Source organism: Streptomyces sp. HUAS TT7 (assembly GCF_051550175.1).
In the GTDB taxonomy this organism is placed as follows: Bacteria; Actinomycetota; Actinomycetes; order Streptomycetales; family Streptomycetaceae; genus Streptomyces.
Genome location: NZ_CP196175.1, coordinates 8637312 through 8650595 on the forward strand (window position 1 = coordinate 8637312; position 13284 = coordinate 8650595).

The window sequence follows — 13284 nt, forward strand, 5'->3', positions numbered from 1 at the left end:
CGAAGGAGACCTGCAACAGTGGGCGATCAGACCGACGTTCAACACATCATGCAGAGCGCCCAGACCGTTCCGGACGGGTCACCAGTGGGCATCGTCGGCGCGGGCACGATGGGGATCGGCGTGGCGCAGTGCTTCGCCGAAGCCGGCCTCCCCGTGGTCGTCGTCGACAACGACCCCGGGGCGCTGGCCTCGGGACCGGCCCGGCTCCGCGCCGGGATCAGGACGGCCACGCTGCTGCGCGGCGGGGCCCGGCAGACGCGTGCGGGCGCGCCCGCATCCGACGCCGAGTCCCTCGTGACCTGGTCCGCCGAGCTCGCCGACATGGCCGCCGCTCTCCTGGTGGTGGAGTGTGCCCGGGAGGACGAGGACATCAAGGAGGGGATCCTCCGCGAGCTGGACCGGATCTGCCGAGCCGAGGCGATCTTCGCGTCCAACACCTCCTGCATCCCGGTCAGTCGCCTCGGGTCCTTCACCGCCCGCGCCGACCGGGTCATCGGCACCCACTTCATGAACCCGGCGCCGCTCAAGGACGCGGTGGAGGTCATCCGCGCGCCGGAGACCAGCGACCTCACCCTGGAGCGCACGGAAGCCTTCCTCACCCACATCGGAAAACACGCCCTGGTGGTGCGCGACGCCCCCGGCTTCGTGACGAACCGGGTGCTGATGCTGACGCTCAACGAGGCGGCCGCCGTGCTGGGCGAGGGAACCGCCGACGCCGAGACCGTGGACCGGATTTTCCAGGACTGTTTCGGTCACCCCATGGGGCCGCTGCGCACGGCCGACCTCATCGGACTCGACACCGTCGTCGACTCGCTGGAGGTGCTGCGCAGGCACACCGGCGAGGACCGCTTCAGGCCCTGCCCCCTGCTGTCCCGTCTCGTCGCCGAAGGCAGGGTGGGACGCAAGTCGGGCAGCGGCTTCTACACGTACCCGCCACAGCACCTCGTATCGCGAGGAGGAACCGACCGTGGCTGACCGTGAGGGCGCGGCCGCTGACACGTCCGCCGGCGGACAGGACGCCCGGCATGTCGTACGACACTCCGGTTCGGGGCCCACCGCCCCCGGCAGCCACATCGCCCAGCTCGTGGAGATCCACGGCGACCTGGACCTCGACACGCTGCGCAAGGCGGTCGCCCACGTCATGGCCGAGACCAGCGCACGGCCGGTGCGCCTCGCGGGCGGGGAACCGGACGCGCCTGCCCCGGAGAGCTCGGACAGCCTGCGGGTCCCCGTGGTGGACCTGAGCACGGAGGCGGACCCGGGGGGCGCGGCCGACGCGTGGACACGCGCGGCGCTCAAGCGGGGAGCGGAGCTCGCACCGGGTGGCGAGGAGACGGAGCGGCTCTCGTCCACCCAGGCGTTGCTGCGGCTGGGCCCGGACCGCCACCACTGGTTCCACCAGCACCACCGTGCCGCTGTCGACCGCTTCGGCTGCGCGCTGATCACCCGCCGGGTCTCCGAGGTGTACACCGCGCTCGCCGAGGGCCGCCCGGCCGCCGACGGCGCCCTGGCCACCCGGGCCCACCTGGCCTCGGAAGCGGCCGGGTACGCCGGATCTCCCGTGCAGGCGGCCGACCGCGCCTACTGGCGCCGGCAGTTGGCCGATCTCCCCGAGCCGGTGACCTTCGCCGCCGCTCCCGTCCAGGACGCCGACGGGTCGCGGGCGCCTGTCAACTCCCGCCCGGTGACGCTCGGCACCACCGACACCGAACGCGTACGTGCCATCGCCCGCTACGGCGGCGTGCCGGCACGGGCGGTGCTGTGCGCCGCCGTGGCGGCCTACACCCACCGGCTGAGCGGCGCCACGGACGTGGTGATCGGCATGCCGCTCGACGGCCGGCCGAGCCGGGTGAGCTGGCGCGTCCCGGACGCGAGCGACCACATCGTGCCGCTCCGGCTGACGGTACGGTCCGCCACCACCTTCGCCGAGCTCGTCCAGGACGTCGCACGGGAGTCGCGCGAGGCGGTCCGGCACCAGCGCCTGGGCCACCGGGGTCTGTGTCGCGCGGCCGGGGCGCCGGACGACCGGCCCCGGCTGTTCGGGCCGATCGCCGACATCCGCACCCCTGGGACCCACGTGCGGTTCGGTGAACTGTCCGTGGCGGTCCACGACCTGGTGCCCGACCCGGTCCACGACATACGCGTCGTACTCGACGACGACCCCGTGACCCAGCGGCTGCGGGTCCTCTTCAGCGGTGCGGCGGACCGCTATCGCGCCGCCGAACTCGACGCGCACGCCGAGCGTTTCGGGCGCCTGCTGTCGCTGGCCGTGGCCGGCCCGGGGAACCCGCTGGGCACCCTCGACCTGCCGGCGGAAGACGGGCGGGCGGCCGTTGGCTCCCCGACGAGCGGCACCACCTCCGGAGCGCCCCGCCGGACGCTCACCGACCTGCTGGAGAACGCCGCCCGGAGCCACTGCGACGCGGTCGCCGTCATCGGCGCCGACGACAAGCTCACCTACGCCGAACTCCACGAGCGCGCCAACCGGCTGGCCCGGCTCCTGCTCGACCGGGGTGCCGGCCCGGAGTCGGTAGTCGGGCTGCTGCTCCCGCGGTGCGCCGGGACACTCGTGGCCATGCTCGCGGTGCTCAAGGCCGGCGCCGCGTACCTGCCGCTCGACCCCGCCTACCCCGCCGAGCGGCTCCGGTTCATGGTCCGGGACGCGGCACCGCTCTGTGTGCTCACCGACACCGCCACCGAGTCGTACGCCGCGGACGTCGCGAGCCGGTGGACCACGACCATCCGGCTCGACGACCCCGCGATCGCGGGGGAGTTGGAGCACTTCCCACCCACGGCGCCGTCCGACGCCGACCGCCCCGAGCCGCTGCTGACCTCGCATCCCGCGTACGTCATCTACACCTCGGGCTCCACCGGTACGCCCAAGGGGGTCGTGGTCCCGCACCGTGGTGTGGTCGCGCTGGTGGACTGGGCGGCCGCCGGGTTCGGCGCCGAGTCGCTGGCGCACGTGCTGGCGGCGAGCTCCTTCACCTTCGACGTGTCGGTTGCCGAGATCTTCCCGGCGCTGGCGGGCGGCGGCAGCGTCGAGGTGATCGACAGCCTCCTGTCGCTGCTCGACGGCGACCCGCCGCGCTGGTCGGGCGGTCTGCTGTGCGCCGTCCCTTCGGTGTTCTCCCGGCTGCTGGAGACCGGCGGTCTCGACGTGTCGGCCACGACGCTCTCGATGACCGGTGAGGCGCTCTCGGCCACCCTCGCCGACCGCATCCGGGAGATCATGCCCGGTACCCGGGTACTCAACGTGTACGGGCCCACCGAAGCCACCGTCCATGCCACCGCGGCCACCGTCCAGGCCACCGCCCCGGCGGGCGACGGTCCTGTGCCGAAGGGCGCACCGCCCATCGGACGGCCGCTGGACCACGTACGCGCCTACGTGCTCGACAGCTCGCTGCGCCAGGTGGAGGCCGGCCGCCAGGGCGAGTTGTACCTGGCGGGAGACGGCCTTGCCCGGGGATATCTGCGCCGGCCCGGGCTGACCGCGGAGCGTTTCGTCGCCGACCCCTTCGGCCCGCCCGGCGAGCGGATGTACCGGACCGGCGATCTGGCCCGTCGGCGCCCCGACGGCCTGCTCGACTTCCTCGGCCGCGCGGACGCCCAGGTCAAGGTCAACGGCTTCCGCATAGAACTCGGCGAGGTGGAGGCGGTGATCGCCCGGCACCCCGCCGTCACCGAGGTCATGGCCTGTGTCCGCAAGGGGCCGAGCGGCGACGCCCGGCTCGTGGCCTACCTGGTGCCCGCGCAGGGAGCCCGCATCCCCGGCCGCCACGCGCTGGGGGACTGGGTGGCCGAGCGGCTGCCGGCACATCTGGTCCCGGCCGAGCTGATGGCGGCCTCCGCGCTGCCGCGCATGGGCAGCGGCAAACTCGACCGCGAGAAGCCGCCGGTGGGACTGCGGCCGCTTGAGGCCGACCTTCCCCCAGCCTTCGTCCGGGGGGACCCCCATCTCGCTTCGCTCGCCACCGAAGGAGCGGGGGAGGGACACATGGCGCGGGAGGAGCGTGTGGCGCGGGGGTTCCGCGAGGTGCTCGGGTTGCCCGAAGTCGCCACGGACGTCAGCTTCTTCGACCTCGGCGGCGACAGCATGATGTCGATCCAGCTGCTGAGCCGACTGCGTCGGGCGGGTCTTGTCCTCACACCGCAGGACATCTTCGAGCACAAGACGGTCGGAGCGCTGGCCCGGGTCGTGCGCGAGGCGAACGGGACGAAGAGCACTCGGGCCGTGGACCGTACGAAGGCGGAGGACAGGGGGCGAGCGGCCCGGGTCGGGCTGTACACCACCACCGAAGCGGCGCCCCGGCGGCGAGGCACCCGGGAGAGGTCCGACGAAGCCGGCAGCGGGGTCCTGTTGCCTCTGCGCGAGGCGGGCGACAAGCCGCCTCTTTTCTGCGTGCACCCGGCGGCGGGCTTCTCCTGGTGCTATGCGGGACTCACCTCGCCGCTCGGCACGGACCGGCCGGTGTACGGCCTGCAGGCCCGGGGCCTGGACGGCCCCGAAGCCCTGCCGGCGTCCCTGCGGGAGATGGCGGCGGACTACCTGGACCATGTCAGGTCCGTCCAGCCCACGGGCCCCTACCACCTTCTCGGCTGGTCCTTCGGCGGGGTGGTCGCTCACGAGATGGCGGTACAGCTGGAGGAGAGCGGCGAGTCGGTGGAGACGCTGGCGATCCTGGACGCCCACCCCGCGGGCACGAACGTGGCCGACGCCGCGGCCTCGGCCGAGGCCGCGCCGGGTTCGCTCGCCGGCCGGGACGTCCTCTCGATGCTTCTGGAATTCTTCGGCTACGACCCCTCCCCGGGGGCGGGCGAGTCACTGACGTATCCGCGGTTCGTGGAGATCGCCCGTGCGCAGGGGGGACTGCTGGCCTCGTTCGACGAGCAGCGGATCGCGGCGCTGGCCCGGACCTTCGCCAACAACGCGCGGATCGCCGGCCTGCACGAGCCCCGCCCGTTCGGCGGGAACACCGTGATGTTCACTGCGCGGGAACACCCGGCCGAGGCCGCGCTCGGCCTGTGGCGCCCGCTGATCAAGGGGTCGCTTGAGGTCCTGCCGGTCGACTGGACGCACACGGAGATGGGAGGCCCCGCCGCGCTCCGCGACGTGGGCCGCGTACTCGTCGAACGGTGGGCCGCCGAGGCACCACAGAAGGGGTCGGTGAACACTCCGTGAGGAACGAGCCGGGGCATGTGCACGCGGCGGGTCACCCGTCGATACCGCTCACCACGAGGCAGCACGGCATCTGGGTGGCGCAGCAGCTGGCGCCCCCGGCCCGGTTCCAGCTGGCGAGTGCGTTCGACGTCGCCGGAGATCTCGATCCGGAGCTGTACGAGGCCGCCTTCCGATTCGCCGTGACGGAGACCGAGCCGTTCCGGTCCCGGTTCGCCGTCACGGCCTCCGGGGAGCCGAGGCAATGGGCCGACCCCCTCCCCACCTGGCACGTTCCCGTCGTCGACCTCCAGCGGGAACCCGCGCCGATGGCCGCCGCGCTGGACTGGATGTGGGCGGACATCCCCCGCCCGCTCGACCTGGCGAACGGTCCGGCGTTCAGGACCGCGTTCCTGCGCCTCTCCGAGGACCGGGTCTGCTGGTATCTACTCGTCCACCACCTGGTGGTGGACGGCTTCGGCCTGGCGCTGTTCGCCCGGCGGCTCGGCTCGATCTATGCGGCGCTGGAGCGCGGCGAGACCCCGGAGGCCGGCCACCAGGTGCCGTTGGACACCCTGCTCAACGCCGAGCGGGCCTACCGCTCCACGCCCGACTTCGCAGCCGACCGTGAGTTCTGGATGGCGAAGATGGCCGGTTGGCCGGGAGCCCTCGGGCCGGGTGTGTCCCGGACGGGCTCGGCGGGCCGGGACACACCAGGACCGACGGACATCGGAGGGACGGGCGGGGCACCGGTGCGCGGCGCGTCCCGCATGCCCGCGCACCGGGTGGCCGCCCTCCGCGCACGCGCACGCGAACTCGACGTCCCCTGGACGGTGGTGGCGACCGCCTCCGCCGTCCTGTTGGACCATGCCCGTACCGGCGGGGGCGATGAGGTCGTCGTGGGGTTCCCGGTCGCCGGCCGCACCCCCAAGACAGCCGGCGCCGTGACCGGTGCGGCGTCGAACGTGCTCCCGTTGCGGGTACCGGTCGACCCGCGCCGGCCAACCGCCGACCTGATCCGGACGGTTGCCGAGGCCACCGCGCTGTGCCTCGACCACCAGCGCTATCGGTACGAGGACCTCCGCCGTGACCTCGGCTTCACCGGGACCGCGCAGGCTCCGTACCAACTGACCGCGAACATCGTCCCCTTCAGCTTCGGCCGCGGTTTCGCCGGGCGGCCGATGACCCTGAGACAGCTCAACACCGGCGCGGGAGAGGACCTCTCCGTCATGGTCCGGCCGGAACACGGCCGGGCCGGCCTGATGGTGGAGGTGCACGCCGAGGCCGGGCGGTACGAGCCCGAGGAGGTCGCCGCCGAGGCCGACCGCTGCGTCCGCCTGCTCGACCAGCTGATCGACGAACCCCGGCGCCCCGTCGGAGAGCTGGACCTGCTGGCACCGGAAGAGCGCAGGCTGCTCGTACCGGGAATCGGCACCCCCGCACCCTCCTCGCCCCGTACGCTCCCCGAGCTGTTCGAACACTGGGCCGCACTTACGCCGCACGCCCCGGCAGTCGGCCACGGCGACCGGCAGCTCACCTATGCCGAGCTCAACGCGCGCGCCAACCGGCTGGCCAGGACGCTCATCCGGCGCGGCGCAGGACCCGAACGCACGGTCGCCGTCCTGCTTCCCCGCTCCGAGGACGTGGTCACCGCAATCCTGGCCGTGTCCAAGACCGGCGCGGCCTACCTCCCGCTCGACACGGCATGGCCGCCGGAGCACACGGAGCGGATCCTCGCCGACGCCCAGCCGGTATGGGTTCTCACCGAGACGGACCCGACGGGAGCCGCCGCGGCCACGACCGCGTCACCGACGAGCGACGCCGACCCGACGGACAGCGACGCCAACCCGACCGACGCGGACCGCACGGGACCGCTGACACCCGACCATGCCGCGTACGTCATCTACACCTCCGGATCCACCGGCCGCCCCAAGGGCGTGGTGGTCCCGCACCGCGGTCCGGTGGCGCTGTTGCAGGCTGGAGCCGCCGAGTTCGGCTTCGGCCCCGACGAGACCTGGGCGATGTTCCACTCCTGTGCCTTCGACTTCTCGGTGTGGGAGATGTGGGGCGCCCTCGCGCACGGTGGCCGGCTGGTTGTCGTCCCCCGCGAGGTGAGCCGCTCTCCCGGCGCCTTCCTCGACCTGCTGGCGCGGGAACGCGTGACGGTGCTCAATCAGACCCCCTCCGCCTTCCGGTCGCTGGAGCAGGCCGACGCCGAAGAGCCCGAGCTGGGGCGGAAATTGGCTCTGCGGTGGATCATCTTCTGTGGTGAGGCGCTCTCTCCTGCCGTCGTGCGCTCCTGGTACGGGCGGCACCAGGACGCCGCGCCCGTCCTGGTCAACATGTACGGCATCACCGAGACCGCGGTCCTCTCGACCCGGCTCGACCTGGACCACGGGCATGGCACGGCGCGGGCCGTCCCGATCGGCAAGGCCATCGCCGGCACCCGGCTGTACGTATTGGACAACCGGCTGCGCCCGGTGCCCCCCGGCGTGGCCGGTGAGCTGTACGTCGCGGGTTCCGGTGTGGCCAGGGGCTATCTGCGCCGTTCCGCGTTGACGGCGCAGCGCTTCGTGGCCGACCCCTTCGGCCCCGCCGGGTCCCGGTTCTACCGCTCGGGCGACCTCGTACGCGCCCGCCGGGACGGCTCGCTGGAGTATCTCGGCAGGGCGGACGACCAGGTCAAGATCCGTGGCTTCCGGATCGAACCCGCCGAGGTCGAGGCGGCACTGCTGGCCGCCCCCGGTGTGGCGGGCGGCGCCGTCCTCGCGAGCTCCGGTGTTCCGCACGGTCCGGCCCGCGCCGGGTCGGACGGCGATCAGGGAGCCGACGGGGCCGCACGGCTGGTGGCCTATGTCGTCCTCACCCGGGAGGCCGCGGCGGACGATCCCGGGCCGGCCCTTGCCCGGCTGCGGGGATGGCTGCGCGAGCGGCTTCCGGCGCATCTGGTCCCGTCCCTGTTCGTCCCGCTCGACAGGCTGCCGCTCACCCCCAACGGGAAACTGGACCGGGCGGCGCTCCCCGCCCCTCTCGCCCGCGCGCACACGCCGTCACGTGCCCCGGACACGCTGCTGGAAGCCGAACTGGCCGGGCTGTACGCCGACGTGCTCGCCGTGGAACAGGTGGGCGCCGACGACGACTTCTTCGACCTCGGGGGCGACAGCCTGCAGGCGACGAGGCTGGTCACCCTGGTGCGCCGGGCCGGCCTCGGCGCCCGCGCGGAGCTGGACGTCAGGGACGTCTTCCTCCACCCGACCGTCGCCGGGCTCGCCGCTCATCTGGGCGACGCCGATCATTCGGGCGACACCTCCATGGCCTCGGGGCCCCGGCCCGTCCCAAGGCTTCCGCTCGCCGAGGACCGGGGCGCCGAACCGGTCCCGCTCTCCTTCGGCCAGCGGCGCTTCTGGTTCCTGCACAAGCTCGCCGGCCCCGACAGCACCTACAACGTTCCCCTGGCGCTGCGCTGGGACGGGGAGCTCGACCGGGAAGCGCTTCGTGCCGCCCTGGGCGACCTCACGGACCGGCACGAAACCCTGCGCACCCTCATCCAGCAGCGGGACGGCCAGGCGGTCCAGCACATCCTGCCGGTCACGGCCGCGCGCCCGGCACTCGCGATCCAACCCGTCGCCCCGGACCAGCTGTCGGCCGCGTTGAACGCCGCGGCCGGCCGCCCCTTCCAGCTGGAGCGCGAACTCCCCCTGCGCACGGTCCTTTTCACCACGGAGGCCTCGCGCAGGCAGACGTTGCTCCTGCTCCTCCACCACGTCGCCTGCGACCGCGCCTCGCTGCACCGGCTGTTGGACGACCTCACCACCGCGTACCGGGCCCGCGTCAAGGGTGGCGCCCCCGACTGGTCGCCGTTGCCCACGCAGTACGCCGACTTCACCCGGTGGCAGCGCGAACTGCTCGGCACCGACGGCGAGCCCAGCGCCCTGCGCACCGGTCAACTCGCCTACTGGAACAAGGCCCTGGCCGGTCTGCCGGAACGCATCCCGCTCCCCACCGACCGTACGGAGCGGAAGCCGTCCGGGCGTCCGGCGCACACCGCCGGCGACACGGTCGCCTTCGCCGTCCCCGCGGACGTACACGGGCGGCTCCTGGAGCTGGCCGCGGACGAGCAGGCCAGTCTCTTCCTGGTGGTGCACGCCGGACTGGCCGCGCTGCTCACCCGCCTCGGCGCGGGCACGGACATCCCGATCGGCACGGCGGTCTCCGACCGCGCGGACGCGGAACTCGACGCCCTCGTCGGGTTCTTCGTGAATACGCTCGTGCTGCGCACCGACACTTCGGGAGAGCCGACCTTCCGTGAGCTGCTCGGCCGCGTCACACAGGCCGATCTGGCGGCCTTCGCCCACCAGGACGTGCCCTTCGACCTGGTCGTGGAGGCGCAGGGGCCACGGCGGGCGGCGAGCGGGCGGGCCGTGTTCGGCCGAGCCCTGTTCCAGGTGATGCTGGTGCTCGCCCCGTCCCTCCCCGAACGGCTGGAGCTACCGGGCGGGTCCGCCACAGTGGACCTGGTCGGCAGGGGTTCCGCCGGGTTCGACCTGACCTTCGGCCTGTTCGAGCGGCGGGACGCCGACGGCACCTGCCGCGGACTCGACGGTGTGGCCGAATACCGCACCGACCTGTTCGACCGGCCCACCGTCGAGGCCCTCTGCTCCCGCTTCACGCGGCTGCTGCGTACGGCCGCCACGACCCCGGACATCCCGGTCCACGACATCGACCTGTCAGGGCCGGAGGAGGGGCGCAGTACAGCAGGGGACACGGGAGCCGGCGGCGCGGGGTGATGTGAGGTCCTCGCTGCCAGAACTGCTCACGCTCGTGGAAGCCCGGCCTTGGGTGCGGGGTTGTCGCGGCGGGCTCCGATCAGCAGTAGGGCGCAGGCGAGCGCGATGAGCGGCCAGGGCGTGAACGGGAGGACTACGGCGTCGACGACGCTCCAACTCCCCAGCGCCCAGGCGATGAAGGCCGGTGGGGTGATGCCGCGGCGGTCCAGCCACAGCACCATCAGGCCGACCAGGACGAGCGGTGGGCCGAAGCTTTCCAGGCTCAGCCAGTACGCGCTGCCCGCCGGGCTCATGTCGGCAAGGTCCTCGCTCCACAGCCCGCCGCTGAACCATGTCCCGGCGTGGCGCCCGGCTTTCTCCACGGTCAGGGCGAGGAGTGTGTGCGCGGTTCCGAATAACGTGATGATCCAGCCTGCCCACTTGATCATCTCGGTTCTCCGTTCCTGTCGTGAAGCCGCGCGGTGCGACTTCGTCGCGGTCGTCCCTGCGTGGCAGGGGTGCGAGATCTCCGGAACGTTAGTTCCGGTACTTCAGTTTCGGTACTCTCGTTCCGTATAGTGCGGGCATGACGGCGAAAAGGCAACGGGGCGGACGTCCCCGGGACAGTCGCGTGGATGACAAGATCCTGCAGACCACGCGTGAGCTGATCGACGAGGTCGGCTACCCGGCCCTGACCGTCGATCAGATCGCGGCACGTGCCGGGGTGGGCAAGGCGGCGATCTACCGCCGCTATGCGTCCAAGGCGGAGATGGCGTTCGCTGCCACCATGTACGAGGAGAAGTTGCCCCCGTTGGCCGGCACCGGCTCGCTGCACGGGGACCTGCTGGCGCTGGTCCGCGCGTTTCACGTCCGCATGGCCACCCCGGCGGCCCGGCAGCTGGCACCTGCCCTGATCAGCGAGATCGCCGTCAATCCCGGGCTGGACAAGCGGTTCCAGGACACCTTCCTGGCCGCCGAACAGTCCCTCTTCGCCGAAATCATCGAACGGGCCGTGGCCCGCGGAGAGTTGGCCGGGACCGTCGACCCCGCCATGGCCCACCTGCTGGTGCTCGGCTCCCTGGCGTCCGCTCTTTTCATCGTCAACCTGCCCGTCGACGACGCGATGGTCACCGACCTCGCCACGGCCGCCACGGCAGGGATCACCGCCCTGGCCGACCGCTACCACAGCGACCCCGACGGAGCGGCCGAACCGCACTGACGGGGCCGTCAGGGCCGTTTCTCTGTCACCCCCTCAGCACACCGGCGTCCCGGCTGCGCGCGATGCCCGGGGAGCCGTCGGGGGAGGGGCCGAACGCGCCGCCCCCGTCGGTTAAGTCGCCGATCCCGGGCGGGAGTTGGCCGGTTCGCCTCGGCGGACGGAGCCGGGGGCGCGGGCGGCGGGGTGGTCGGCGTGGGCGGCGGAGGTCAGCTGCCAGGGGACGCTCGTCACCATCACGCCCGGGGTGAACAGGAGGCGGCTCTTGAGCCACAGGGCGGACTGGTTGTGCAGCAGGTTCTCCCACCAGTGGCCCACCACGTACTCGGGTATGAAGACGGCCACCACATCGCGCGGGCTCGCGCGCCGCATCGTGCGGACGTACTCGACGACCGGCCGGGTGATCTCCCGGTAGGGGGAGGCCAGCACCTTCAGCGGGACGTCGACGTCCAGGTCCTGCCAGCGGCGCTGCAGGTCGCCGGTCTCCTCCTTGTCGACGGCGACCGTCAGCGCTTCGAGCTGGTACGGCTTGAAGGCGCGGGCGTAGGCCAGGGCGCGCAGGGTCGGCTTGTGGATGGTCGAGACGAGGACCACCCCCAACACCCTTGAGGGCGGGACGAGTTCATCGCGCGGGTCCTCCACGGCCAGCTCGGCCGAGGTCCGGTCGTAGTGGCGGCGGATGCCGCGCATCATCACCCACAGCACGATCGCGGCCACCACGGCGAGCCAGGCACCCTGGGTGAATTTCGTGATCAGCACGATCACCAGGACAAGCCCGGTCACACAGGCGCCCAGCGCGTTGACGACCCGCGCCGACTGGTGGCGTCGCCGCGTCGCCGGGTCCGGCTCGGTGCGCAGAGCGCGGTTCCAGTGCCGCACCATGCCGAGCTGCGACAGCGTGAACGAGGTGAACACGCCCAGGATGTAGAGGTGGATGAGGCTGGTGACGTCCGCCTTGTACGCCCAGAGCAGCGCGCCCGCGACGACGGCGAGGGCCAGGATGCCGTTGGAGAAGGCGAGCCGGTCGCCCCGGTTGTGCAGCTGGCGCGGCAGATAGCGGTGCTGGGCCAGGATCGAGGACAGCAGCGGGAAGCCGTTGAAGGCGGTGTTCGCGGCCAGGATCAGCACCAGCGCGGTCGCGGCCTGGATGACGAAGAAGCCGATGGAGTGGTCGCCGCCGAAGACCGCCGAGGCCAGCTGGGCGATGACCGTCTTCTGCGTGAAGGCCTCGCAGTCGCCGCCGATGCCGGTCAACTGGCAGGAACTGTCGGTGATGTGGACCTTCGCGATCAGCGCGAGGGCCGTCACGCCGACGAACATGACCACCGCGATGATGCCCATCGCCGCCATCGTGCCCGCCGCGTTCTTCGCCTTGGGCTTGCGGAAGGCGGGCACACCGTTGGATATCGCCTCCACGCCGGTCAGCGCCGTACAGCCGCTGGAGAAGGCGCGCAGGACCAGCATGATCAGAGCCATCCCGGCCAGGTTCTGGTTGCCGGGCTCGGGGTGGATGCCGTACGCGGCCGACTCGGCGACCGGCGCGTCCCCGAGCACGTACCGGATCAGGCCGGTCGCGACCATGATGATCACGCCGCCGATGAAGAGGTAGGTCGGGGCGGCGAAGGTGCGGCCCGACTCGCGGACGCCCCGCAGGTTCATCGCGGTGAGGACCGCGACGAAGGCGAGCGCGAGCAGCACGCGGTGCCCGGCCAGCGAGGGGATCGCCGAGATGATGTTGTCGACGCCGGACGCGACCGACACGGCCACCGTCATGACGTAGTCGACGAGCAGCGACGCGGCCACCACCAGACCGGCCGCCGGGCCGAGGTTGCGCGACACCACCTCGTACGAGCCGCCGCCGCTGGGGTAGGCGTGCACGACCTGGCGGTACGAGAGCACCACCACCGCCATCAGCGCGACCACCCCGGCCGCGATCCACGGGGTGAAGTGGAGGTAGGCCAGCCCGCCGAGGGTGAGCACGAGCAGGATCTCCTGCGTCGCGTACGCCACGGACGACAGCGGGTCGGAAGCGAAGATCGGCAGCGCGAGCCGCTTGGAGAGCAGGGTCTCGCCCAGCTCCTCGCTGCGCATGGCGCGGCCGATCACGAGGCGCTTGAGGACGCCGGTCACGTTCAACACGGCGT

The 13284-nt window shown here is 72.4% G+C and carries 6 protein-coding genes; 4 read left to right on the forward strand and 2 right to left on the reverse strand.

The annotated features are described in order from the left end of the window. Positions 1-18: 18 nt before the first annotated feature. From ACSHXC_RS39280 to ACSHXC_RS39290, 3 genes are read left to right on the forward strand one after another with little or no spacing between them, the layout of a single operon-like run. Complete coding sequence (locus tag ACSHXC_RS39280; protein ID WP_438296112.1) at positions 19-975, forward strand: 3-hydroxyacyl-CoA dehydrogenase family protein; 957 nt, start codon at positions 19-21, stop codon at positions 973-975. Beyond that, on the forward strand, positions 968-5182 hold the full coding sequence (locus ACSHXC_RS39285) for an amino acid adenylation domain-containing protein (protein WP_438296113.1): 4215 nt from the start codon (positions 968-970) through the stop codon (positions 5180-5182). Before ACSHXC_RS39280 ends, ACSHXC_RS39285 begins: the two co-directional genes overlap by 8 nt. Further along, positions 5179-9945: an amino acid adenylation domain-containing protein gene (locus ACSHXC_RS39290; RefSeq protein ID WP_438296114.1), complete on the forward strand. Its 4767-nt coding sequence runs from the start codon at positions 5179-5181 to the stop codon at positions 9943-9945. Before ACSHXC_RS39285 ends, ACSHXC_RS39290 begins: the two co-directional genes overlap by 4 nt. 26 nt (positions 9946-9971) lie before the next feature. Here ACSHXC_RS39290 and ACSHXC_RS39295 read toward each other — a convergent pair whose 3' ends face one another. Further along, positions 9972-10373 carry a DUF6463 family protein gene (locus ACSHXC_RS39295; RefSeq protein ID WP_438296115.1) on the reverse strand — a complete coding sequence of 134 codons (402 nt, stop codon included), beginning with the start codon at positions 10371-10373 and terminating at the stop codon, positions 9972-9974. Positions 10374-10555: 182 nt separating this feature from the next. Here ACSHXC_RS39295 and ACSHXC_RS39300 point away from each other — a divergent pair, with 182 nt between their 5' ends. After that, complete coding sequence (locus tag ACSHXC_RS39300; RefSeq protein WP_438296116.1) at positions 10556-11143, forward strand: TetR/AcrR family transcriptional regulator; 588 nt, start codon at positions 10556-10558, stop codon at positions 11141-11143. 111 nt (positions 11144-11254) lie between these two features. Here the strand turns inward: ACSHXC_RS39300 and ACSHXC_RS39305 are convergent, their stop codons facing one another. Further along, a complete protein-coding gene (locus ACSHXC_RS39305; protein ID WP_438297078.1) occupies positions 11255-13231 on the reverse strand; it encodes an APC family permease in 1977 nt (658 codons plus the stop codon). Between the last annotated feature and the right edge of the window lie 53 nt (positions 13232-13284).

What these genes read in the sequence shown, in the direction of transcription:
- ACSHXC_RS39295 (WP_438296115.1), bottom strand. Translation starts at nt 10,373, where the DNA reads ATGATCAAGTGGGCAGGCTGGATCATCACGTTATTCGGAACCGCGCAC.
- ACSHXC_RS39305 (WP_438297078.1), bottom strand. Translation starts at nt 13,231, where the DNA reads ATGCGCAGCGAGGAGCTGGGCGAGACCCTGCTCTCCAAGCGGCTCGCG.